Here is a 25,835-nt window from a genome sequence, read left to right as displayed (position 1 = left end):
AGAGTGGCGAGTGCCAAGCGTCTTACTGTTCCTTCAGTTCCGTAAAACATGAGTAACAGTTTAGACCGCTTTACACAGGGTTATAACCCCTGGGTACTGCCGCACGTCTTGTCATCGCTTAACCTGCTTGAATGAGGTTAGAGCGAGATTCATGCCAAATAGGTTCAACTCAATAAAAACCCTTATAAATCAAGCGACTGTTTTTATCGCTAAAAACAGTCGCTGAACGATGACGCCAGTTATTTGGCAACTAAGCGGTGGCCTTACTGTTTCTGCGGATCGAACTGTTTATCGCGAATAAACAACGCAGGTATGACACCGCAGATAAAGTACGCACCGCCCATCACCAAAAAGCCCATGCCGATGGAGCCATGGGACGCCAGGAAACCGATCGCCGCCGGCGCCACCGCCGCGCCGATACGACCGATGTTGTATGCACCGCCCACCGCCGAACCGCGAAACTTCGCTTCGAAGCTTTCGGTCATGTAGGTGGCATTGACGCCGTAGGGAATTCCATACAGGAAGCCGAACACCACCAGCATCCACAGGATATTCTCGGGGCTCTGGAACAGCACGATCACCGGCAGGAAGATCGCCGTGCCCAGGGCGCCGAACGCGAACACCACGCGACGTCCAAGGCGGTCCGCCGCCAGGCCCGCGAGGATCTTGCCGAAGATCATCGCCGCGTAAGTGCCGACCATATAGCTGGTCATCGACTTGAAATTCATCCCCAATTCGCTTTCCAGGTACGACGGCATCCAGTTGTTCACGCCGTAGTAGCCGAATTGCAGGAAGCCTGCGGTCAGGGCCCAGAGCAGGAACATGCGGCTGGCCTTGGGATCGCTGAAGATCAGCTTGAACATGCCATCGGGCTTTTTCTTCAGGGCATGCTGGCTGCCGTTGGCTTTGTCTTTCGCCCGCTCGGCGCGTGCGGTCAACCAGGCCTGAGGCTCGGGCACCAAGCGCTGCATCAGCACGGCGAGGATCACCGGGATGATGGCCACGTAGAACAACCAGCGCCAGCCGTGCTCCGGAAGAATCCATCCCGCCAGCAAGGTGGCGACGATGTAGCCCACCGACCAACCGGCTTGCAGGGTGCCGAGCACGGTGGTGCGGTAGCGGGTCGGCACGTATTCGGCCATCAAGGTGTTGCACGCCACATACAGCGCGCCCAGACCGAGGGAGGCGAAAAACCGGGTGGCTGCAAACTGCCAATAGCTGTGGGTCATGCCCAGGATGGCCGTGCCCACGGAGAACAGCACGATGCTCCACACCACGGTTTTCACTCGGCCGAAACGGTCACAGGCCCAGCCGCCGTAGATACCACCGATGGCCATGCCGGCCAAGGTGAAGCTGCCCAGGCTGCCGGCTTCGACGCTGGTCAGGCCGAACTCGGCCTTGAGGCTGCTGAGGCTGTAGGACAGCAACATCAGGTCCGCGCCATCGATCAATAGGCCGAGGAAGCAGAAGATGAAAACGACGATCCACAGTTTGCTTTTTGCAGGCGACAACGCGCCCGCCGATGCGGCGACTTCCATAGCGATACCTTGCTTGTAGTTGTTAGGGCATTGGGTATGGTGGTGCGGTGAGTCCTAGCGTTGCGCCGCGCGAATCATGTTGCGGGCAATCACCAGTTGCTGGATCTGCGTGGTGCCTTCATACAGGCGGAACAGGCGCACATCCCGGTAGAAACGTTCGATGGCGTACTCGCTGATATAGCCGGCGCCGCCGTGGATCTGCACGCAACGGTCAGCGACGCGGCCGCACATTTCGGTGGCGAACATCTTCGAACACGACGCCTCGGTGCCGATATCCTGACCTTCGTCGCGCTTGCGGGCGGCGTCGAGCACCATGCAACGCGCGGCGTAGATCTCGGCCTTGCTGTCGGCGAGCATGGCCTGGATCAACTGGAACTCGGCAATCGGCTGGCCAAATTGCTTGCGTTCGATTGCGTAGTTCAGCGCGTCGTTCAACATGCGCTCGGCAGCACCCACGCTGACGGCGGCGATGTGCAGGCGGCCTTTGTCGAGGACCTTCATGGCAGTCTTGAAACCCACGCCCTCCACACCGCCGATCAATTGGCTGGTGGGCACACGCACGTTGTCGAAGATCACGTCGCTGGTGTGGGCGCCTTGTTGGCCCATCTTGTGGTCGCGCTTGCCCAGGGACAGGCCGGGCGTGTCACGTTCAATGATGAACGCGCTGATTCCGGCCGAACCACGGATCGCCGGGTCGGTGCGTGCCATTACGGTGAAAATCCCGGCGTGGGGCGCGTTGGTGATAAAGCGCTTGGTGCCGTTGATCACGTAGTGGTCGCCATCGCGCACGGCAGTGGTTTTCAGCGAGGCGGCGTCGGAGCCCGAATCCGGCTCGGTGAGGCAGAACGAGCTGAGCAGCTCGCCGCTGGCCAACAGCGGCAGGTAGTGTTCTTTCTGGGCGTCGGTGCCATCCAGCAGGATGCCGATGGAGCCGATGCCATTGTTGGTGCCGAAATAGGAGCGGAAGGCCGGGGAGGTGCGCCCCAGTTCAAAGGCGATGGTCACCTCTTCTTCCATGGTCAGGCCCAGGCCGCCGTAGGCTTCGGGAATAGTCAGGCCGAACAGGCCCATGTCCTGGAACTGGCTGACGATGTCCGCCGGGATTTCATCGGTCTCGGCGACTTCGTTTTCCCGTGGGATCAGCGCTTCGTCGACGAACTGCGCAATGGCGTCCACCAGGATATGAAGCGTTTGTGCGTCTCGGATCATGTGCATTCCTCAGCGGCCCGTTCGGCGGGCCTGTTATCGTCAATCTGCCGAGGCCATGCACCGTTCCAGCTAGCGGGTGGCGGCCTCGATATTGTTCACCATGTGCTTGAGGCGTGGGCCGATGTCGTCTTCGAGTTTCTCCCGGGAGAGGTGGAAACTCGGTCCGCCACAGTTGAACGCCAGCAAGCCGTGTTGTGCGTGTCGCAGGGGCACGGCGATGGCGTTGACATCGCGGTGCCACTCACCGATCGACATGCAATAGCCGAAATCGGTGTAGTCCCGGAAGGCGCGTTCCAGCCCCTTGCGGATGTTCGGCCAGTCCTCCAGATGACGCTGGCGGATATGGTCGAGAATGAACTCCCGCTCGTTTTCCGGCATCGCTGCCAGGCAGGCGCGGCCTGCTGAACTCAAGTGCAACGGCAACCGTGTGCCGACCTGGCGGCGCATGGTCATGTTCGCTTCGCCCTGGACCACGTCCAGGTACACCGCGTCGAGGCGGTCCCGAGTGGCCATCGCGACGGCCGCCTGGGCGTACTTGGCCATGGTCTCCATCAACGGATGCGCCACGGCGCGGATCGACAGGTTCGACAACATCGCGTAACCGAAGGCCATCACGCCCACATCCAACTGGTACCGGCCCGACTGCGGCAGGTGCTTGAGGTAACCCAGGCGGGTCAGGGTGTGGGTCATGCGGGTGATCGTCGGTTTCGGCAACCCGGTCTTGCGCGCCAGTTCCTGGTTGCCCAATACGCTCTCGCTCGGCGTAAAACAGCGCAGCAGTTCCAGGCCTCGGGCCAGCGCGGTGACGAACTGGCGGTCCTTGTCTTCCTCCTCATCGTTGTTCATCGGGTCGATCAACACGTGCTCGAAAGCGGAAACTTCGGTGCTGTCCGGCTCGGGGTTTCGACGGCGCATGGTAATCCTCATTTTTTTATAAAATCAACAAAACAAAATAGTATTCCGCACAGCGAAACTAATCAACCTTTTGATCTGTGATTTTCTCCAAGGATAAATCCCTTTGAAACAGCGAGTTAGTCGATGTTTTGAGCGTTGCTCGGGTTTTTTCGTTTACACCTGCGGGGTCGGTACTTATGCTAATCGACAAATACGGAATATTATTTCGCACAGCGAAACATATGGCAGTCCGACTAACAAGAACCGTGCAGCAGGAGTGAATGTGACCAGCGCTAACCCACCCGTGGTGACCCTCGACGTCCATGACAATGGCGTGGCCGTGGTGCGTATCCACCGCCCTGAAGTGAAAAACGCCCTCAACGCCCAGGTGCGTGAAGCCCTCGCCGAGCACTTCCGCGCGCTGTCCCGACGCCAGGATGTACGCGCCATCGTGCTGACCGGTGGCGAGCAATTCTTCGTGGCCGGCGCGGACATCAAGGAGTTCGCCAGTGCGGGCGCGATCGATATGTACCGCCGCCATACGGAATACCTGTGGGAAGCCATCAGCCGTTGCCCCAGGCCGGTGATTGCCGCCGTCAACGGTTTTGCCCTGGGCGGTGGCTGCGAGCTGGCGATGCATTGCGACCTGATCGTGGCGGGCGAGTCGGCACGATTTGCCCAGCCGGAAGTGAAGCTCGGCTTGATGCCTGGCGCGGGCGGCACTCAACGTCTGATCCGCGCGGTGGGTAAATTCCAGGCGATGCGCATTGCGCTCACTGGCTGCTTGGTCAGCGCGAAAGAAGCCCTGGCCATCGGCATGCTCAGCGAAATGGTCAGCGACGACCAGACACTGCCCCGCGCCCTGGAGCTGGCCGCGCAGATTGCCGCATTGCCGCCGTTGGCGGTGGAGCAGATCAAGGAGGTGATGCTGGCCGGGGCCGACCTGCCGCTGGAAAGCGCCTTGGTGCTGGAACGCAAGGCATTCCAATTGCTGTTCGATTCCAAGGACCAGAAGGAGGGCGCCGCGGCGTTCTTCGAGAAACGCACGCCGCATTATCGGGGGGAATAAGCATGACCGACACCTCGAATACGATGGGGCTGGTGGGCACGGGCGTCATGGGCGCCGGTATCGCACAAATCGCGGCCCAGGCCGGTGTGGTGGTGCGTCTGTTCGATGCCCGTGAAGGCGCTGCGCAATCGGCTCGGGATAATCTCAGCGGCACCTTTGCCAAATTGGTGAGCAAGGGCAAGATCAGCCAGACCGCGATGGAGGCGGCGCTGGCCAACCTGCGGGTTGTCGAGGCGATTGATGACTTGGGCGATTGCGACCTGATCGTCGAAGCCATCGTGGAAAACCTCGACGCCAAGCGCGGGCTGCTGCAACAGCTGGAAGGCATCGTCAGCCCGGCCTGTATTCTCGCCACCAACACCTCCTCGCTGTCTGTCACGGCCATTGCCACCGGCTGCCGACACCCTGAACGCGTGGCCGGGCTGCACTTCTTCAACCCGGTGCCGCTGATGCGCGTGGTGGAGGTGATCGATGGTTTGGCCACCGCGCGAAAAGTGGGCGACGCGCTGCTGGCCCTGGTTGCACGCATCGGCCATCGCGGTGTGCGCGCCAAGGACACGCCGGGTTTCATCGTCAACCACGCCGGCCGTGCCTATGGCACCGAAGCCTTGAAGATGCTGGATGAGAGCATTGCCGAGCGCGGTGATATCGACCGCATCCTTCGCGACGGCGCAGGGTTCCGGATGGGGCCGCTGGAGTTGCTGGACCTCACGGGCCTGGATGTGTCGCACCCGGTAATGGAGTCGATCTACAACCAGTTCTATCAGGAACCGCGCTACAGACCCTCGCCGCTGACCCGGCAGATGCTGGTGGGCGGCCGCCTTGGCCGCAAGACCGGCCACGGGTTCTATCGGTATGAAAACGGCCAGCTCATCAACGGCCCGCAACCCCAGCCAGTGCCCACGGTGCAACAACAACCGCCGGTATGGATCGCCACGGAAAACAGTGAAGACTACGAACGCTTGAGCGCCCTGGTGATCAACCTGGGCGCCCACCTGGAACACGCTGCGCAACCTTCGCCTGAGGCGTTGTGCCTGCTGGCCCCGTATGGCCGCGACGCCACCAGTGCCTGCGTGCGCTTCGATACCGACCCTGCGCGCACCCTGTGCATCGACCTGCTGACAGACCTGTCGCGCCATCGCACCTTGATGCAGAACCCACTGACTTCGCCCGCCATGCGCGACGCGGCTCACGCTTTGCTCGCAGCAGACGGCGTGGGCGTCACAGTGATTGGCGACAGCGTTGGCTTCGTCGCCCAGCGCACCCTGGCGATGGTGGTCAACCTGGCCTGTGACATTGCCCAGCAGCGCATCGCCAGCGTCGAAGATATCGACCAGGCCGTGCAACTGGGGCTCGGTTACCCCAAGGGTCCGCTGGCCTGGGGCGATGCGCTTGGGCCTCGGCGCATTCTCACGATTTTGCAGCGAATGAGCGAACTCACCCACGACCCGCGTTACCGTCCCAGCCCCTGGCTGCGGCGGCGGGCGATGCTGGGGGTTTCCCTGCGCCATGAAGAGCCGACAGCCGGCTGATTTCCCAACCTCACAGGATAAGAACAATGGGTGCATTGACAGGTTTGCGGGTACTGGATTTGAGCCGTGTGTTGGCCGGCCCCTGGTGTGGGCAAGTGTTGGCCGACCTTGGCGCGGAAGTGGTCAAGATCGAACGCCCGAAAAGCGGCGACGACACCCGTGCGTGGGGGCCGCCCTGGATGAAGACCGACACTGGCGAATCATCCGGTGAGGCTTCTTATTATCAGTCGACCAATCGCGGCAAGTTATCCGTGGCCATCGACATGGCCACGCCCGAAGGTCAGGAATTGGTACGCGCATTGGCGGCCAGCTCGGATGTACTGATCGAGAACTATAAGGCCGGCTCCCTGGCCCGTTATGGCTTGGATTACGCGACCCTGGCCGAGATCAATCCGCGCCTGGTGTATTGCTCCATCACCGGTTTCGGCCAGACCGGGCCGCGTGCCGAAGAGCCGGGTTACGACTTCATCATCCAGGGCATCGGCGGCTTGATGAGCATTACTGGCGAGCGTGATGATTTGCCGGGCGGCGGCCCGCAAAAAGTTGGCGTGGCGTTTTCCGACCTGATGACCGGCCTGTATTCCACCGTGGCAATCCAGGCCGCATTGCTCAGCCGTGAGCGCACCGGCGTTGGCCAATACATCGACATGGCGTTGTTGGACGTGCAGGTCGCCACGTTGGCCAACCAGAGCATGAACTACCTGGCATCAGGCAAGGTGCCGCAGCGTTACGGCAATGCCCACGCCAATATCGTGCCTTACCAGGTGTTCCGTGCCGCCGACCGTGACTTCATCATCGCCTGCGGCAATGACAGCCAGTTCATCGCCCTGTGCCAGAGCATCGGCCTGCCGCACTTGCCGCAGGACCCGCGCTTTTGTCGCAATGCCGACCGCGTGGCCCATCGCGAAGAGATCGTTGCGTTGCTCTCGGCGCACTTCCTGGGGCGCAGCGCCGATGAGTGGGTGGCGTGCATCCATGCGTCGAAGGTGCCGGTGGGGGCGATCAACTCGATTGCGCAATCTTTGGAAGAACCCCAGGTGATCGCACGTAACCTGATGGTGAAGATTCCACACCCGCAGAACCCGGATTTCGCCATGGTCGGCAGCCCGATAAAAATGTCCGGCACGCCCGTGGAATACGTACGGCCGGCGCCGAGGCTGGGGCAGCACACCGACGATATCCTCGGTGAACGGTTGGGCTTGTCGGCGGAGCAACTGGCCCAACTCAAGGCCCGTGGGATCGTCGAGCAGCAGGGTTAGACCAGGGTAGAGCGGTCGATCTGCGCGATGGAGGTGACGCCGGTCAGCGTCATGGCCACGCGCATTTCCTTGGCGAAGATGTCCAGCAGGTTTTCCACGCCGTGTTGGCCGTCGGCGGCCAACGCGTAGGCCGTGGCGCGACCCAGCAGGCAGGCCTTGGCGCCCAGGGCCAGCATGCGCACCACGTCCAAGCCGGAACGGATGCCGGAGTCCACCAGCACCGTGAGGTCATCGCCCACCGCATCGGCAATCGGCGGCAAGGCCTTGGCGGTGGATAGCACGCCGTCCAACTGGCGACCGCCATGGTTGGAGACCACGATGCCGTCGGCGCCGAAACTTACTGCGTCCTTGGCGTCCTGCGGGTCGAGGATGCCTTTGATGATCATCGGGCCTTTCCAGAATTCGCGGATCCATTCCAGGTCTTTCCAACTGATGGAGGCGTCGAAATTGTTCGCCAGCCAGCCGATGTAGTCTTCCAGGTGGGTGGGTTTGCCCAGGTACTTGGAGATATTGCCCAGGTCATGGGGACGGCCCATCAGTCCTACATCGAAGGCCCATTGCGGCTTGGTGACGGCTTGCAGCATGCGCCGCTGTGCTGCGAACGGTCCGGACATGCCCGAGTGGGCATCGCGATAACGCGCGCCGGGCGTGGGCATATCCACGGTAAACACCAGTGTAGTGACGCCGGCGGCTTGCGCGCGCTCCAGCGCGTTGCGCATGAAACCACGGTCCTTGAGCACATACAGCTGGAACCAGATCGCCTGGGCGCTCTGCGATGCCACCTCTTCAATCGGGCACACCGACACCGTCGACAGGCAGAACGGAATGCCTTTGTTCGCCGCTGCCTTGGCCGCCTGCACTTCGCCACGTCGTGCGTACATGCCGGTCAGGCCCACCGGGCTGAGGATCACCGGCATGTCCAGCGCCTGGCCGAACAGCGTGGTCTTCAGGCTCAGGTTGTCCACATTGCGCAGGATGCGCTGGCGCAGGCTGATCTCGGCAAGGTCCGAACTGTTTGCGCGCAGCGTGTGCTCGGCGTAGGCGCCGCCGTCGATGTAGTCGAACAGGAAGCGCGGCAGCTTGCGCTTGGCGGCTGCACGGTAGTCGGAGGCGGACGAGATGATCATTATTGGGGGCTCCACAAGGCAAGGTGGGTTCAGGATAGGCAATTCTCTGGCATGATAAAAACAACTTTTATCGCTGGTAGCCAGTCGCCAAAGGAATACTGATGAACCTGAGAACGTTGCGCGCCTTTGTCGAAGTGGTGCGCCAGGGCGGTTTTTCCCAGGCTGCCGAGGTGGTTTCACTGACCCAATCCACCGTCAGCAAGGCGGTCAAGACCCTGGAAGATGAACTGGGCACCCCGCTGCTCAATCGCCTGGGCCACCGCAACGAACTCACTGCCGCCGGCGAAATCGCCTACCGCCGCGCCTTGGTGCTGCTCGCCGAGCGCAACGATTTGGTGGCCGAGATCAACGACCTGCGTGGTTTAAAGCGTGGCGTGCTGCGCATCGGTCTGCCGCCGGTAGGTTGCGGTGTGCTGTTTGCGACGATGTTTGCGACCTACCGCAGCCGCTACCCGGATATCGACATCGAACTCACCGAGTACGGCAGCAAAAAGTTGCGCGAATGCCTGGAGGCGGGGGAGGTCGACCTGGCGGCGCTGCTGCTGCCGGTAGACGAAGATTTCGATTACCAGCCCGTGCGCAATGAACCTTTGATGGCCGTGTTGCCCATCAGTCATCCGTTAGCCCAGCGCAAACGCATCGACTTCACCGACCTGGCGGATTCTCCTTTCATCTTGTTCGAAGCCGGCTTCGCCCTCAACGCCAAGATCCTCGCAGCCTGCGAGCGCAAAGGCGTCAGCCCCAAGGTGACCGCACGCAGCGGGCAGATCGACTTCATCATCGACCTGGTCGCCGCCGGACTGGGCGTGGCCTTTGTGCCACGCATGCTGGCGCACAAGCATCAACACGCGGGCATCGCCCTGATTCCCTTGGACGAACCCCACACAGACTGGCACATCGCTCTGGCCTGGCGCACCAGCGCCCACCTGCCACCGGCCGCGCTGGCGTGGTTGGAGTTGGCCAGGGAACACGCCGATTCAACCGATCATCCGGTTTAATCACGCAAAATACCGGAGAAGGCTTGACTTATCCTTTTTAATCAGTAACATACGGCGCATTCCGCGATAGCTCAGTTGGTAGAGCAAATGACTGTTAATCATTGGGTCCCTGGTTCGAGTCCAGGTCGTGGAGCCAGATAGAGAAAGCCTGCAGAGATGCAGGCTTTTTTTTGCCTTGGATTTCTCCAGGGTGATCAAAGCGCACAGCGTGACCAGCATGAAGCCGTCTCAAATCTTACGATTCAGTCTCTTTAGAACCTGTATTGAGATGCTAGATAAAGAGAAGCCTGCAGGGCCTGCAGGTTTCTTTTCGTTGAGTTTTACCGGGCAATCGGCGCGAATAGAGCTGCAGGTCTGAGACCATCTCTGATGCTCGATTTACGCCCAAATAGGCGATCGCTCTGTATCTATAACGAAACAAATTTGTACATTTAATTGACGCCACTATATCGCCACCATATGATCGCCCCTCAATGATGGCTCTGTGCCATATAGAGGGATCTATAAATGTGGCGTTTGGTACGCCGGACCGGGCTTGGCCTGCTGTCCGCTTTTTTTGCCTGAGCACAGCCGGTTTGGCCCAAGCAGCCACCCCGCAGAACACGCCGGGCATCACCGACCTGATCCGTGATCGCCAGGATCGTTTGCTCGAAGAGCAGCAGCGTCGCCTCGAAGAACTCAAGGATCTGCCTGGTAAAACCGTCGCGCCCACCACGCCAACGGCCCCAGTCGACACTCGTTGTTTCCCCATCAAGACCATTGAGGTTTCCGGTGCCGACGCGCTCTCAGAAAGCGAACGCCACGCGCTGATCCAGCCTTACATCGGCCAGTGCTTGGGCGTGCCGCAACTCAATGAGGTGCTCAAGGTCATCACTGACCGCTACCTGGCTAAGGGACTGGTCACCAGTCGTGCCTACTTGCCACAACAAGACCTCTCCAGCGGCGTGCTCAAGATCCAGGTAGTCGAAGGCCGGCTGGAAGGGTTGAAGGGCGAGGAGGGCAGCGGTATTACCGCCCGCCAACTGGGGATGAGCTTTCCAGGTAAACAGGGTGAATTACTCAACCTGCGCGAAATCGAGCAGATGGTCGACCAGTTGAACCGCCTGCCGTCGAACCAGGCGCAGATGGAGCTGGCGCCGGGTAAAGAGGTGGGTGGCAGCGATGTACTGGTCAAAAACACCCCGCAAAAGCCCTGGCGCGTTGGGCTGTCACGCCATAACGGCGGTCAGCGCAGCACCGGTGAGCAGCAATGGGGCGCCAGTCTTGATTGGGATAATCCGCTCGGCCTGGCCGACCAGCTTTCCTTGCGTGGCGGCCATGATGCCGTCAGCGATCACCAGAAAACCTCGCGCAACTCGATGCTCAATTACAACCTGCCGTTTGGCTGGTGGAACCTCAATTACAGCTACAGCGAGTCCGAATACCGCTCCCTGGCTCAGGCCAACAACTTCAACTTCAAACAGTCGGGCGACAGCCAGAGTCACCAGTTGCGCCTGGAGCGAGTCATTCACCGTGACGCGCTGAGCAAAACCTCTCTCAGCACCGGATTGGCTTACCTGCGCACCAACAACTTCATCGAAGACAGCAAGCTGGCCCTGAGCAGCAACCGTCTCAGCGAAGCGCAGTTTGGCATCAACCACGGCCGACGCATCGGCGGGTCATTCCTCAACATCGACCTGGGCATGCAGGATGGCATCGGCGCCTTCGACGCCCAGGCAAATCACAACCCACGGCCGGGTCAGGCGGATGCGCGCTACCGCAAATACACCGCAACCGTGAGCTACCTGTACCCGTTCAAGCTGTGGGGCGAGTCGTTGAGTTTCAGCAGCCTGATGACCGGCCAGCGCAGTGAGGACGTGCTGTTCAGCCCCCAGCGCATAAGCCTCGGCGGGCAGTCATCGATTCGTGGTTATAAGGATCAGATGCTCTCCGGCGACAGCGGCGGCTACTGGCGCAACGACCTGCGCTGGAGCCGCCCGGTGACCTGGGCCTGGCTGCAACCCGTGCTGACCGAATACGGCACCAGCCTCGGCTACGACCAGGGCGTGATCCGCCATGGTCGCTACAACGCCGAGCAGCATGGGCGCATGAGCAGTAATTCCCTGGAACTGTTCGCACGCGGCAAGAACGTCGCGGCCACGGTGACCTTTGCACACTCTTTGGAACGACCGGACCCGATCACGGAACGTGAAGCGCCGATCTATTTCCGCATGGATTTCTTCTTTTAATTTTTTACCGCCCTTTGGGCATCGAGACACCACATGGATGTTCGCCAGTTCGCCTTCCTCGCGCGCCAACCTTCTGCGGCCGTAAAAAGTCGTTCTACCTTCCTGGGCCTGCCCAAGCGCGGGTTGGCATTGGTGCTGGCCAACGCCATGTTCTGGCAGCCATTGCTGGCTCAGGCGGACGGCATTGCAGTGAGTGGGCCGGGTACCACGCTCGGGCAAGCGGGCAACGGCGTACCGATTGTCAATATTGCCGCGCCCAACGCCAACGGGCTGTCGCACAACCAATTCCACGACTACAACGTCGGTGCCAACGGCGTCATCCTCAACAATGCCACCGACCGTACGCAATCCACCCAACTCGGCGGGATCATTGTCGGCAACCCGAATTTCCACGGCAGCGCCGCCAGCGTCATCCTCAATGAGGTCAATGGCGGTAGCCCCAGCCAACTGCGTGGCTACACCGAAGTAGCAGGGCAGTCGGCCCATGTGATCGTGGCCAACCCTTACGGCATCAGCTGCAACGGCTGCGGCTTTATCAACACACCACAAGCCACACTCACCACGGGCAAGGCGGTCATCGAAAACGGCCAGATCAGCCGTTATCAAGTGGACAAGGGCAGCGTGTCCATTGACGGCACTGGCCTGAATGCCAGCAATGTCGACCAGTTCGAAATCATCACCCGCGCCACCACCATCAACGCGCAGATCCAGGCAAAAAAACTCACCATCGTGGCGGGGCGCAACGATGTGGACGCGCGCACCTTGAATGCGACGGCGCGTGCGGCGGACGGTAGCAAGGCGCCGGACCTGGCGATTGACTCGTCGGCGTTGGGCGGCATGTACGTGGGGGCGGTGAAGCTGGTTGGGACCGAAGCAGGCGTCGGCGTAAAGCTGTCCGGGGACATGGTTGCCGGTGGTGATATCCAGATTGACGCGGCGGGTAACGTGGTCATGGGCCAAACCTCAGCCGGTACGGCGGTGGCGGTCAAAGCGGCCAGCGTAGAGGCCAAAGGCGCGGTGTATGCCGGTACTGACTTGTCGGTGAACACTCAAGGCGCACTGACCAATCAGAAAACCCTGGCAGCCAAAGACAGCATCACACTGGACGCCGGTGGGCGGTTGACCAACAACGGAATTATCGAAGCCGGCGTCAATGCCGATAACACCCGCAATGCCCAAGGCGATGTGCGCTTAAAAGCGCAAAGCATCGACAACACCGGTAAGACGGTGATCGCCAGCCGTGACTTGAGCATCAACACGGGGGAGCTGGCTAATCAGGGCGGCACGCTGAGTGCTCAGCGCGATGCACAACTGAATGCGTCGATTCTGGACAACCAGAATCAGGGCCGGATCCTTAGCGCAGGAAGCCTAGGTGTTACCGCTAGCCAACTGCTAAATCAAAACGGTCAACTGCTGGCAACTGAGGCCACGTTGGCTGTGGGCTCTCTGGGTAACGATGACGGTCAGATTCAGGGTGATAACGCTTTGTCGATCAAGGGCAGCGCCATTAGCAACCTTCGCGGCACTATTGCCGCCGGTAAGCGCCTCGACTTCACCAGCGCCGTGTTCGACAACACTGCTGGCAAGGTGATCAGTGACGGCCTATTGACCACTGTGATCGCGAGTCAACTGCTTAACCAGACGGGCTTGTTTGCCTCCAAGGGGGACGCGCGTCTCACGTTGGGAAGTCTCGACAACCGTCAGGGTACCGTCGTCGCTAACACGAACCTGAACTTGCAATTGAACGGTGTGCTGAATAACCAGCATGGCACCCTGCGCGGCGATAACCGCTTGGATTTGAATGCAGGCCACGTTGACAACAGCGTGGGGGGGCGCATCAGTAGTGGCCAGACATTAAACGCCAGTGTCAGCAGCCTTGATCAGCACAACGACGGTCGTCTTTTCGGTCAAGGTGATGTCAGCCTCGATCTGAATGGCGGTCATCTGAATAACCAGGGCGGTTTGATCCATGCACCAGGTGCATTGCTACTCAATAACTTGGCCAGCGTGGATAACCGAGGTGGCGAAATCTCCAGTGCCCAGGCGCTGATTTTCAAGGCTGACAGCCTCGATAACCGCAACGGCAAACTGCTCAGTGAGCAAGGACTGCTGGTGCGTATCGCGCAGGCCCTGGACAACGCCAAGGGTCTGGTCGCTTCTACCGGGCTGGACCTGCAAGCCAACAGCCTGAATAACGCGGACGGTAAACTCAGTGCGCGTAATGACCTAACTGTACGTGTCACGACAAGCCTGCTCAATGGCCAAGGCGAGATTCTCGGTGCTAACACCTTACTGACGGGTGCATCACTGGATAACGGTAACGGTTTGATCCAAGGCGACAAGCGCCTGACCCTTAAGCACACAGGCCTGATCAGCAACCGCAACGGGCGTATGGTCGCCGGGCAGGCATCGGACCTGAGTGCTGCCAGCTTCGACAACACCGGTGGCATGTTCACCAGTGACGGTGCCCTTAAGGCGTTGATCTCCGGTCAGTTGGTCAACCAGGCCGGGCTGTTTGCTTCCGCCGGCGTGTTGCAGTTGACGGCCGCCAGTCTCGATAACCAGAACAAAGGCCGCATCTCCGGCAAGAGTGAGCTGGCGCTATCCCTCGGCCAACTCGATAACCGCAGCGGTTTGATCAACTCCGGCAAAACCATGACGTTGAGGGTCGACAGCCTGGACAACCGCGCCGGTGAAGTGTCCAGTGTCATCGACATAGTGCTCAACGGCAGTCAGTTGGATAACAGTGCCGGTGGCAAGGTACTCGCCAACGGCGATATTCAACTGAACCTCAACCGTCTGAACAACCAGCTCAAGGGCAGCGTCTACGCCAGGCGCAATCTGAACATAGTACTCAATGGTCCACTGTTGAATCAGCAGGGCGCGCTGCGCAGTGAGGCGAGCCTGACCCTGGACATGAACCATGGCGCACTCCACAACGCCGCTGGCCTGATCAACACCCCCGGTGCGTTGGTACTCAAAAACCTTTCCACGGTCGCCAACCAGAAAGGCGAAATCTCCAGCGAGCACGCCTTCTCCCTGGCTGCACAAAGCCTGGACAACAGCGAAGGCAAACTGCTCAGCGATCAAGCCCTGACCCTCACCATTGACCAGGCTCTGGTCAATATCAAGGGCGTGATCGCTGCAGCCGGGCTTAGTGCTCAGGCCGCGCGGTTGGACAACACGGAAGGCGTGCTCAACAGTTCAAAAGACCTGACCCTGGCGGTGGCCGGCGCATGGCTGAACACCGACGGCGAGGTGTCGAGTGCTGGCGCCAGCGTGATTGACGCCATGACCCTGAATAACCGCAATGGGCAGGTCTTGGGCGACGTCAGTCTCGCCCTGACGACCCGAGGCGCGCTGGCCAACCAAGGCGGTACGCTCGGTGCTGGGCAGCGGCTGCAAGTGACCGCGTCCAGTGTCGACAATAGTCAGTCCGGCAGCCTGGTCAGCGATGGCAGCGTCACGGTGCAGGTAGGTGGGCTTCTGGATAACCAAGCCAAGGGGCGCGTGTTGTCCAAGGGCAACATGACTCTTCAGGCGGGCAGCTTCGACAACCGTGGCGGTGTGCTGAACAGCAAGCAGGCGCAAACCCTCACCGGGCAGTCCTTGAAAAACCAGGGCGGCCTGGTCAGTGCCGTTGGGCCGTTGCGCCTGACGTTGGACACGGCGCACAACACCAAGGGCCGTATCGCCAGCCAGGCTGATCTCGACGCTACGGTCGGCGTGCTGAACCAGCAGGGTGGCGAACTTGTCGCCCAGGGCAACCTGAGCCTTAGCGGCAACGACCTGGATAACCGCAATGGCGGCCTGGTAGGCGCGACAAAAGCGCTGAAACTCAATGTCGATCGCGTGGATAACCGCGTCGGGGAAATCTCCGGCCAGCTCAAGACCGAGATCAGCGGCCAGCGCCTGGACAACAGCGGCGGCAAGGTATTGGCCGGCACCGCACTGGAACTGGCGATGGTCGAGGTGATCAACCGGGCCAAGGGCCTGGTGTTCGCCCAGGATGTACACCTCAATGCTGCGAGCCTGGACAACACCGAAGGCACGCTTGCCGGTCAACGCTCGCTGGCGGTGCGACTGTCGGCCGGGCTGGACAACATGCGCGGCAAGATCAGCAGCGAAGGCGGCCTGCAACTGCACGCACAGCGGGTGGATAACAGCGGCGGCAGCCTGTCCAGTGGCGGTGACCTGACCCTTGCAAGCGACGGTGAGCTGCTCAACGTGGGCGGTGTGGTGGAGTCTGCGCAGGCGCTCAGTCTCACCAGCGCTGGCCTGAATAACAGCGCGCAAGGCCTGCTGAAAAGCCAGGGCGCTGCCACCCTGACTACCGGGCAATTCAACAACGGCCTTGGCGGCCGTGCGATCAGCGCCAACAGCCTCGACATCAAGGCCACTGACCTCAACAACGGCGGACGCATCGCCAGTACCGGCGCGCTGAATGCAAACCTTGCAAGCCTGACCCAGGCAAGCGGCAGCGAACTCTTCAGCAGCAGCCAGGTGAACCTGGACATGAATCACGGCGAGCTGGCCAACGCCGGGGTGATCAACGCACCGATCCTGGTGTTGAAAAACCTCGGCAACGTGAACAACCGCAATGGTGAAATCTCCAGCCAGAACGCCTTCACCCTCGCGGCACGCAGCCTGGATAACGGCAACGGTAAGTTGATCAGCAACCAGGCCCTGGACCTGCGCATCGAACAAGCCCTGGCCAATGCCAAGGGCAGCATCAGCGCGGTCGGCCTCAATGTGCACAGCGCCAGCCTGGACAACACCGACGGTCTGGTCAGCAGTCGTGGTGGCCTGGAGATCGGCGCTGACGGCCTGATCGACAACCAGCGCGGCAGCCTGATTGGCGACGGTGCCGTCCTGCTGACCGCCGCAAAACTGGACAACCGCGCGGGCGAAATAGCGGGAAAGGCCAAGGTCACTGTCAACGCCAATCGCATCGACAACCAGAAAGGTCAGTTGATCAGCACTGACACCCTGGCGCTTACGGGTGTCAATCTCGACAACCGCAATGGCCTGGTAGGCGCGACAAAAGCGCTGAAGCTGGACGTGGGCGACGTCGATAACCGCACCGGTGAGCTGACCAGCAACGCCGACCTGAGCATCACTGGCCAGCGTCTGGACAACAGTGACGGCGGACAGGTGTTCGCAGCCGCAGGCTTGAGCGTGGCGGTGGATAACGTACTCAACCGTGCGCGCGGCCAATTGAATGGCCAGCGCCTGACACTGACGGGAACAACGCTGGACAACAGCGGTGGCAAGTTGCTCAGCCAGCAACCTTTGGTGGTGGACCTGGCAGGTGACCTCACCAACAACCAGGGCCTGCTGAGCAGCGAAGGCACGCTGGACGTCAAGGCGCGCAGCCTCGATAACACCAAGGGCAGTCTCTCCAGCGCGCAAGGCCTGAATGTGGTTGTCAGCGATAACCTGAACAACCTGAGCGGCGAACTGGTCACTGACGCTAACTTGGTGTTGCGCAGCGCCAACCTGGGCAACCAACAGGGCACCCTCAGTGGCAAAGGTCCGGTCTCGGTTACCACCGGCACCCTGAACAACCAGACCGGTCGCCTTAACAGTGGCGATACCTTGACCCTGGTCGCTGGCCAGGTAAACAACGGTGGCAGCATTGGTAGTGCCAAGGCACTGAACGCTACGGTGACTGGCCTTGACCAGCAGGCCGGCAAGCTCTTCAGCCAGGCCGGGTTGAGCCTGGACCTGGGCAGCGGTCAACTGAACAACCGTGGCGGGTTGATAAACACCAGTGGTCCACTACTGCTGAAAAACCTCACCACCGTCGATAACCAGGGCGGTGAAATCTCCAGCGACCAAGCCTTCACCCTGGCGGCACAAAGCCTGGATAACAGCAACGGCAAGCTGCTGAGCAACCAAGACCTGACACTGCGAATCGACCAGGCCCTGGCCAACATCAAGGGCCTGGTCGGCGCCACCAATCTCAAGGTACACGCAGGTTCCATAGGTAACCAAGGCGGTACATTGACCGGCCGAGGCGAACTGCAACTGACCAGCGACGGCCTGTTGAATAACCAAGCCGGCAATCTGTTGGGCGGTAGCCGCGTAATCCTCAACGCGATGGCGCTGGATAACACCGTCATTGGCTTGGTCAACAGCCAAGGCTCCCTCGATATTGCCACAGGCAACCTCAGCACTGGCAGCGGCGGTGAGGTGTCCGCCAAGGGCTCGATGGACTTGAAGCTCAGCGGCTTGACGCTGGGCGGCGGTCAAATCGTCGGCGCGCAGGGCGTGACCCTCGATTTGAACGGCGCTGAACTGGATAACCGTAACGGGCTGATTTCCGCCAAGGGCTCACTGACGCTGAACCGTGTGCACGCCATCAATAACCAGAATGGCGAACTCTCCACCCAGCAAAACCTGACGCTTAACCTCAATAGCCTGGATAACAGCGGCGGTAAGTTGATCAGCAGCCAATTGCTCTCTGTCAACGCAGGCACACTGCTCAACCAGAATGGATTGTTGTCCGGCTGGCAGGGATTGAGTGTTAGTGGCGACAGTCTCGACAACCGCAACAACGGCACGCTTTCCAGTCGCAACGGCGCGGTGGACGTGCGTCTTGCCGGCGCTCTGCTCAATACCTCTGCCGGCGCGGTGGCCAGTCAGGGACGGCTGGACCTCACTGCCGCCAGTCTCGACAACAGCGGCGGCATCCTCTCAAGTGGTGCGGGACAAAGCCTGACCGTCACCGGCCAGTTGAACAACCTCAACGCTGGCCTGATCGACAGCGGCGCCGAACTCGAGCTGCAGGCGGTCACTCTGGACAACCAGGGCGGTACAGTCAGCGCGCAAAAGGCCCTGGCCATCACCGCCACAGACCTCAACAACACCGGCGGTACCGTCGCAGGGAACGACCGCTTGACCCTTAACTTGCTGGGTTCGCTGAACAACACCAATGGCAAGTTGGCCAGCGCGGGCCCGCTGTTGCTACAGCGCGCGATACAGATCAACAACCAGGGCGGCCAGATCGCCAGCCAAGGCCTGCTGACCCTGCTGACCGGCGGCCTCGACAACCGCCAGCGCGGCACCATCGCGGGCAAAAGTCGCGTGGCGATCACCAGCACCGGCCTCCTGCAAAACGACGCCGACGGCCTGATCTACAGCCAGGACGCCGACCTGCAAATCAACGCCTCAAGCCTCACCAACACAGGCGGTGCAGTGCAAGGCCAAAGCGGCCTGAGCCTCGACATCAGCGGCGATATCGATAACCAGGGCGGCAAGCTCCTGGCGCAAACCGGTGACACCCTCATCAAGGCCAACACGCTGGACAACCAAGGCGGCAGCGTGAGCAGCCTGACCGGGCTGGTAGATGCCACCTTGAAGGACAGCCTGCTTAATGGCGTTGGGCAAAGTAAAGGCGGGGTAGTGCAAGGCCAGCGCGTTAACCTGACAGCGCTTACCGTCGATAACCAGCAAGGTCGCATCGCCGCCCAGGACGGCGATGCTGTTATCACTGCCAATCAATTTCTCAACGCTTATGGCGGGGTGTATGCCAAGGGGGCGTTACAAACCCATGGCACCTCGTTGGATAACAGCTTCGGGCAAATCTCCGCCAAGCGCATCGACCTCAGCGTTAGTGGGCAATTGAGCAACCACTCGGGGATTATCGAAAGCGAGGAGACACTGACTTTACAGGCTAATGACCTGGTCAATCAGGGCGGCAAGCTACGTGCCTTGGCGCGCTCGGGCAAGACCCAGTTCCAGATCGGCAACCTGTTCGACAACCGTAATGGCGTAGTCGAAACCGCCAACACCAACCTGGGCCTGGCAGCCACTACCTTTCAGAACGCCGGCGGCCAACTCCTGCACACCGGCGAGGGCGATTTTGATATCTCCCTGCCCAATGTCACGGGTGCCGGTGGCAGCATCGTGACCCGTGGCGGCCTGACCCTGAATGCTGACACTTGGACCAACAGCAGCGTCATCGAGGCAGGACGCCTCAATGTGAATGTCGGCACCTTCACCCAGACTGAGACTGGGCAGTTGCTGGCGTCTTCACGTCTGGAAGGCAAGGGTGGTCACTGGATCAATAATGGCCTGATCGCCAGTGATGGTAGCCTGGAGCTGCAATTGACGGGTGGTTATGAGGGCGGCGGTCGAGTCAGCAGTGTCGGGGCGCTGGACCTCACGGCTGCACAAATGACGGTGGGGCAACTCGCGAGCATCGCCGGTGGCGGCAATAGCCGCATCGCTGTGGGCGGGACGCTGGCGAATGAAGGGCGGATCACCTCGGCTACGGACCTGAATGTATCCGCAGGCGCGATCAATAACAGCGGCACGCTGGGCAGCAACGCAAACCTGCGCCTGACCACACCTGCTTTGTTGAACCAGAACGGCCTGATTTTCAGCGGCGGCGACATGGCGCTGCGCACCGATACGTTCACCAATCGATTTGCCGATGTTTACGGCCTGGGGAATGTGAGCATTGCCAAGGATGACAACAACGGGCAGAGCACGTCGATCAACAATATTTCGGCGACGATCGAGAGTGGCGGGGATCTGAACCTGGCGGCTGCGCGCATTGAGAACCGTAAGGATGTTTTCAAGACCACGGGTGGTCAGGTATCCAGTTACATTGGTGTTCAGTGCAGCAGTTGTACGTCGATAGTTCCAAATCGTTCAGCTGATAGTTATCTGGTTTGGGTGCAAAACTTCAAATCGCAAATTATTGAAGATTCGGCATCGGCCACGATGACGGCCGGGCGCGATTTCTTCGTCACAGGCGGAGATCTGAGTAATAAGAACTCAACTCTCAGTGCGGGTGGCAACATCAATTTTGCCCTGCAAAACTTTACCAATGAAGGTGCGTCGGTGGGTGACTACAGCCTGCGTCGCTCATACTCCTACGGTGGTTTGCATCCCTACGATCTTTCGCGCTTCATGGTGACGGTCATGAACTACAACCGTGGTCATGACCCTTACTACAATGCGCCCGCCCCAAATATTCATGTTTGGACAGCCGATGGTACTGAGTCCATTGTTCGTGTGGGCCACCAGCGCAATGGTCGGGAGGATCGAGGGTCAACGGTTTATGGACCGTTGATTCTCAAAAACTCCGACAAAGGTGTAGACCCAGGCGTAGGGGCGGTAGATGGCCCTTGGGAAATGCTCACCACTCAGCCGTTTAATAACACAACCATTGGTTCCTCGAGCGCGGCAAATGCCGTCGTTCAGGCGGGTGGGGCGGTCAGCATCAATGCAACACAGCACCTGACCAACAGTGTTGTGCGCCAGAACGTTGTTGTAGCTGGCAACGGATCGCGTGTGGGCGCAACACAGGTCATCGGCAACACGGCGGTGATGGTTACGATCAACCGCGAACTGCCACCTGGTCTCGCCCTGCAGCAAGTCAACCCGGTGGCTCTGCCAGGTTTCACCTTGCCTACCGGTAAAAACGGCTTGTTTCGCCTGAACGGGCAAGCTGCGAACGCTGGGCAGGTTAGCAGTGGCGACACTGACTCGCAGAGCTGGACGCTGGGCGGCGCCAACGTAGGCTTGGTGCAGCGCCAGCAACCATCGTCCGGCGCCTCCGGGCGTACGCTCCAGGTCAGTAATGCAGCGCAAGCCGCAGCAGGTGTCCATCAAGTCGCGCTGACTGTCCGCGAAGCCGGGGCCGTCAGTGGCAGTGCCAGTACGATTAGCGTCGCCGGCAATACCGATAGCGGTGCATTGCCGCCCGGCCGTACCACAGGGATTGAAATCAGCCACGGTGATGCGGCCAACACGCAGGTTTCAAGGCCGGACCTAGGCTTGCCTGTATTGACACCTGCTGCCCGTGATACGACCGGTGCGCTTGATGGCTCCATCGCGTCCAATACCGGCGCCGCTATCAACATTCCAATACTCACCCCGCTGGCACAAGGCAGCACTCAACCTGGGGCAACGCAACCCATCAATCGCGTCCAAGGCTTGCCCTACAGCAGCGCCCTCTCGCAACCACATAAATATCTGATCGAAACCAATCCTGCACTGACCGACCTCAAGCAGTTCATGAGCTCGGACTACCTGCTCGCCGGCCTCGGCTACAACCCTGATGAGAGTGCCAAGCGCCTCGGTGATGGCCTTTATGAACAGCGCCTGATCCAGCAAGCCGTGGTCGCCCGCACCGGTCAGCGTTTCCTTGACGGTCAGACCTCGGATGACGCGCTGTTTCGACACCTGATGGATAACGCCATCCGCAGCAAGCAAAGCCTGGATCTATCAGTGGGTGTGTCGTTGACCGGCGAACAGGTCGCGGCGTTGACCCACGACATCGTATGGTTGGAAGAGCATGAAGTCGCTGGAGAGAAGGTGTTGGTGCCGGTGCTTTACTTGGCCAATGCTGATCAGCGCCTGACGTCGAACGGAGCATTGATCGCTGGTCAGGACGTCAGCTTGATCGCCGGTAAGGACCTCATCAACGCAGGCACCTTGCGTGCCAGTAACAATCTTTCGGCGGCCGCGGGCAATGACATGGTCAACAGTGGCCGGATTGAGGCCGGCAACCGTCTTGAGCTGTTGGCAGGCAACGATATCGTCAACCAGTCTGGTGGTGTTATCGCTGGGCGCGACGTAACACTGACTGCGACGAAGGGTGATGTCGTCAATGAGCGTAGCTTCACCGGCTTTGGCACGGGAAATCGTAATTACTACGGTGATTCGGCACGTATTGAAGCCGCAAACGCACTATCCATTATGGCCGGGCGCGATGTTATCAACAGCGGTAGCTTGCTTAAGAGCGGTGGCGATACAACGATCAGCGCTGGGCGTGATATCAACATAGTTTCAACCGAGACGCGTGATTCTGGGAATAGCGGGTTGGGGGCTCGCTCATCATCTGTTACTCAGAGCGGTTCTTCTGTAATTGCTGGCCGCGATGTGAAGATGACCGCAGAGCGAGATCTTAATGCGATTGCCAGTTCAATTGACGCTAAACGTGATATCGCCTTGGTAGCCAAGGAAGATATGAATATTGCTTCAGCTGCTGATGAAGAGCACTTTTTGGCGAAGAGCAAGAAGAAGACGGCTCAGCAAGACCACGTCAGCCAAGTGAGCACCATAATAAGAGCAGGATCTGATATTCGCCTCAGTGCAGGTTATGATATGTCGTTGATATCAAGTCGAGTTAATGCTGGCGATGAGGCTTATCTTATTGCTGGTGAGAGACTGGAACTACTGGCCGCGCAGGATAGCGATTATTCATTGTATGACAAGAAGAAGAAAGGCGGGTGGGGTAGCAAACAGACAAAGCACGATGAAGTTACCAGAGTCGTCAATATTGGGAGCGAGGTAACCGCTATCGGGGATCTCACGTTGATGAGCGGCGCTACTCAGCACTATCAGGCAGCCAAGCTAGAGAGTGGCCACGATCTGACACTGCACAGTGATGAGGGGATCGTTTTCGAAGGTGTGAAGGATCTGCATCAGGAGAGTCATTCAAAAAGTAAGTCGAGTCTCGCCTGGAACAGTATGAGTGGTAAGGGCAATACCGATGAAACGTTCAAACAAACTCAGATAGCAGCTAAAGGTCAAGTTGTCATCAATGCCCTGGATGGCCTGCATATCGGGGTGAAGCAGGTCAATCAAAAAACGGTAAGTCAAGCCATTGATGCAATGGTGCAAGCTGATCCTAAAATGGCGTGGCTGAAAGAGGCCGAAAAGCGTGGTGATGTTGATTGGAAGCTTATCAAGGAGACGCACGACTCTTATAAGTACAGTAACGCCAGCCTTGGGCAAGGGGCAATGCTGGCTATCATCATCATTGTCACAGTATTGACAGCGGGAACAGCTAGCGCAGGTGTCGGCTCGCTCGCAGGAGCAACCGCAGGATCTGGTTCTGCAATGGCGGCGGGAACTGCTGCCTCTGCGGCGACGGCGGCGACGGCTTCAACCGCCGCTACTGCTGCGACCAGTGCCGTCGCTGCCGGCTGGGCCAACGCAGCGGTCACCACGGTCATTACATCGGCAGCCAGTGGAGCTGCCATCAGTACGATTAATAACAAAGGAAATCTAGGACTTGTTCTAAAAGATATAACGTCCACCGAAAGCTTGAAGGGATACCTGGCTGCGGGTGTCAGCGGTGGTATGGCTGGGTTTGACGTAAATATTGCTTCAAGACTGGCGGTAACCGCTGCCCTTAAAACGGTCACCAACGGTGGAAAATTCATTGATAATATGGGTCAAGCTGCAATTGGTTTGGCTACCGATGCGCTAACCGGTGCAATCTATAATCGCGTCGGTGATCAATTGGTTGGTACCGGTTTGCCCACGAAAGTGGCGGTACACGCGATTGTTGGTGGCCTGATTGGTGAAGCAGCAGGTGGAAACTTTGCAACCTCCGCGCTCGCTGCTGGTGCGAACGAGGCACTGATTCAGCAATACGGGGATAAACTATTCCCAGGTATTAGCCATGACGATTTATTGGCCATGACCTCCCAGCTTTTGGGTCTGACAGTAGCCGCGGTTGCAGGTGGGAATGAGAAGGAGCAGCAGATCGCGGGGTGGGTGTCTCAGCAGGCAACTGCCAATAACTATCTGGAGCATCTGGAAGTTGAAAGGCTCTCTAATGAGCTGGTCGGTTGCCGAAGCGCGGCAGACCCAGCGACATGCCGCACTGATTTAAAAGCCAAATATCAGTTGCTCAATGACAGTAAAACCGGTGTAGCCTTGTATGGTTGTAAGAGCTCCGGTGAGGCAACCTGTAAGAAGCAGTTGGACGCCGTAGAGGCAGGCTCAAAAGCACTGGACCAGTTATTTGGTCTTTCCACTCTTACCAAGGAAGAGCGAGAGTTAGTTGAGCATTTTCAAAGTGCTAATCACGACGATGAACGGGTGGCATATGATCCTTGGAGAAAAGCATTTTTCGAGGAGTCAGGTGTTACCGGTGGTGTGTTGGGGGGGGTGGCTGCAGGTGTAGGCGCAGCTCAGCGCGCTGCTGCCGTAGCGGCTTTCGCTGAGCAAAAGTTAACGGTTGAACTGATCCAGTCGGCGACTCAACCATTTAAGGCAGGGCAAACAATTACTCAGGCCGGAAGGGCAGTTACGAAACATCCGGAATATTTTGGATTTAAAAATATTGCAGAGTTACGGCAGGTGTATAAGGGGGACACAGCAGTGAACCAAATTGCAGAAAATGCTATTAGAGATCTGTTGCGTGGAGGCATAAAATCTACTGGGGTGAGTGGTCGATATCCGAACGGGTGGGTTACCTATACACTGCCAGGGGGGCGGGCCGCTAGTTGGGGGCTTGATGGGGCATTTATCGGTTTTCGTGGGGTTCGGTGATGGTTGAGTTAGAGTTTGAAAAGGTTGGTGATATCAATACCTTATTTCCTTACTTGTGTGTGTATTTCAAGGGGGGTAAAGAGCCATTTATGGAGATAGGTATAAGTGATAAGGAGGTTGTTGAATATATTTTTTATCCACATGCTCAAGAATTGATGCTCAGTAGTGAGCAGTGGAACCTAATATTTTCCAAAGGGCAGGTTTTTCTTGATGTTGAATTGAAGAACAAAAAATTTGAAGATGAGTGGGAGGCATCAGATTGAGATTTCTCTGATGAAGGCGCATGAGAGTAAAGTTATCTGTGACAACGATCGCCGATGTAAAAGAGTAGCCCGGTATTCACGTTGTGAATAAACTTGGTGGTTTGTAATTTTGAGATCGAGGGTAGGAATATTATCTTTCGTTATGAAAAAAACTAGGTGCAGTTGGCGGGTTGAAACCTAGTTGCAAAAAAACCTTGCAATAGGAAACCCGAAAGCTGTGACGAAGCAATCACGCTGTGACTGCCCGAGTGTCTACGAAGCTGACTTCGCTAATAAGCGAACTCTTCGCACTGTCAAGGATCTGTCGTGGGACCGAAGCATCGATAAAATCTGATCCGTCAGTGAAGTTCTCATCGTAGCTGACAACGCACGGCTCCTTTTCCTACAGGTCATTGAAATGTCCTGCTATGACA

The 25,835-nt window shown here is 58.9% G+C and carries 11 protein-coding genes and 1 tRNA gene; 8 read left to right on the top strand and 4 right to left on the bottom strand.

Annotation, left to right across the window (positions count from 1 at the left end; translation table 11 throughout):
- Window positions 1-263: 263 nt before the first annotated feature.
- The 3 genes from ACP7EW_RS04180 to ACP7EW_RS04170 form a co-directional block, all read right to left on the bottom strand.
- Window positions 264-1,538, bottom strand: coding sequence for an MFS transporter (locus ACP7EW_RS04180; protein WP_426215512.1), 1,275 nt, complete (start codon window positions 1,536-1,538; stop codon window positions 264-266).
- A 54-nt stretch (window positions 1,539-1,592) separates the two neighbouring features.
- On the bottom strand, window positions 1,593-2,747 hold the full coding sequence (locus ACP7EW_RS04175) for an acyl-CoA dehydrogenase family protein (RefSeq protein ID WP_426215510.1): 1,155 nt from the start codon (window positions 2,745-2,747) through the stop codon (window positions 1,593-1,595).
- A gap of 69 nt (window positions 2,748-2,816) precedes the next feature.
- A complete protein-coding gene (locus ACP7EW_RS04170; protein ID WP_156487837.1) occupies window positions 2,817-3,662 on the bottom strand; it encodes an IclR family transcriptional regulator in 846 nt (281 codons plus the stop codon).
- A gap of 262 nt (window positions 3,663-3,924) precedes the next feature.
- On the opposite strand from ACP7EW_RS04170, the gene ACP7EW_RS04165 reads away from it, so the two are divergent.
- From ACP7EW_RS04165 to ACP7EW_RS04155, 3 genes are read left to right on the top strand one after another with little or no spacing between them, the layout of a single operon-like run.
- A complete protein-coding gene (locus ACP7EW_RS04165) occupies window positions 3,925-4,710 on the top strand; it encodes an enoyl-CoA hydratase (protein WP_426215508.1) in 786 nt (261 codons plus the stop codon).
- A 2-nt stretch (window positions 4,711-4,712) separates the two neighbouring features.
- On the top strand, window positions 4,713-6,242 hold the full coding sequence (locus tag ACP7EW_RS04160; RefSeq protein ID WP_426215506.1) for a 3-hydroxyacyl-CoA dehydrogenase: 1,530 nt from the start codon (window positions 4,713-4,715) through the stop codon (window positions 6,240-6,242).
- A 26-nt stretch (window positions 6,243-6,268) separates the two neighbouring features.
- Window positions 6,269-7,501 (top strand): CaiB/BaiF CoA transferase family protein, encoded by a 1,233-nt coding sequence (locus tag ACP7EW_RS04155; protein ID WP_033900954.1) that lies wholly within the window; start codon window positions 6,269-6,271, stop codon window positions 7,499-7,501.
- Here ACP7EW_RS04155 and lldD read toward each other — a convergent pair.
- Window positions 7,498-8,628, bottom strand: coding sequence for an FMN-dependent L-lactate dehydrogenase LldD (lldD, locus tag ACP7EW_RS04150; RefSeq protein ID WP_033900956.1), 1,131 nt, complete (start codon window positions 8,626-8,628; stop codon window positions 7,498-7,500). The two genes, ACP7EW_RS04155 and lldD, sit on opposite strands and share 4 nt — an antisense overlap.
- A 101-nt stretch (window positions 8,629-8,729) precedes the next feature.
- Here lldD and ACP7EW_RS04145 point away from each other — a divergent pair, with 101 nt between their 5' ends.
- From ACP7EW_RS04145 to ACP7EW_RS04125, 5 genes are all read left to right on the top strand, one after another.
- Window positions 8,730-9,626 carry a LysR family transcriptional regulator gene (locus ACP7EW_RS04145; protein ID WP_426215504.1) on the top strand — a complete coding sequence of 299 codons (897 nt, stop codon included), beginning with the start codon at window positions 8,730-8,732 and terminating at the stop codon, window positions 9,624-9,626.
- A 60-nt stretch (window positions 9,627-9,686) separates the two neighbouring features.
- Window positions 9,687-9,762, top strand: a tRNA-Asn gene (locus tag ACP7EW_RS04140).
- 439 nt (window positions 9,763-10,201) lie between these two features.
- Window positions 10,202-11,854 carry a ShlB/FhaC/HecB family hemolysin secretion/activation protein gene (locus ACP7EW_RS04135; RefSeq protein WP_426215502.1) on the top strand — a complete coding sequence of 551 codons (1,653 nt, stop codon included), beginning with the start codon at window positions 10,202-10,204 and terminating at the stop codon, window positions 11,852-11,854.
- A gap of 33 nt (window positions 11,855-11,887) precedes the next feature.
- Window positions 11,888-25,159, top strand: a complete 13,272-nt coding sequence (locus tag ACP7EW_RS04130) for a filamentous hemagglutinin N-terminal domain-containing protein (protein WP_426215500.1) — start codon at window positions 11,888-11,890, stop codon at window positions 25,157-25,159.
- Window positions 25,159-25,422, top strand: a complete 264-nt coding sequence (locus ACP7EW_RS04125) for a hypothetical protein (RefSeq protein ID WP_426126632.1) — start codon at window positions 25,159-25,161, stop codon at window positions 25,420-25,422. Before ACP7EW_RS04130 ends, ACP7EW_RS04125 begins: the two co-directional genes overlap by 1 nt.
- The last annotated feature ends 413 nt before the right edge of the window (window positions 25,423-25,835 follow it).

Origin of the sequence: Pseudomonas sp. DWRC2-2 (genome assembly GCF_049897885.1) — a bacterium.
Lineage (GTDB): Bacteria > Pseudomonadota > Gammaproteobacteria > Pseudomonadales > Pseudomonadaceae > Aquipseudomonas > Aquipseudomonas azotoformans_A.
Note: the sequence above shows the minus strand (reverse complement) of the source record. Positions and strands in the feature narration are given on the sequence as shown.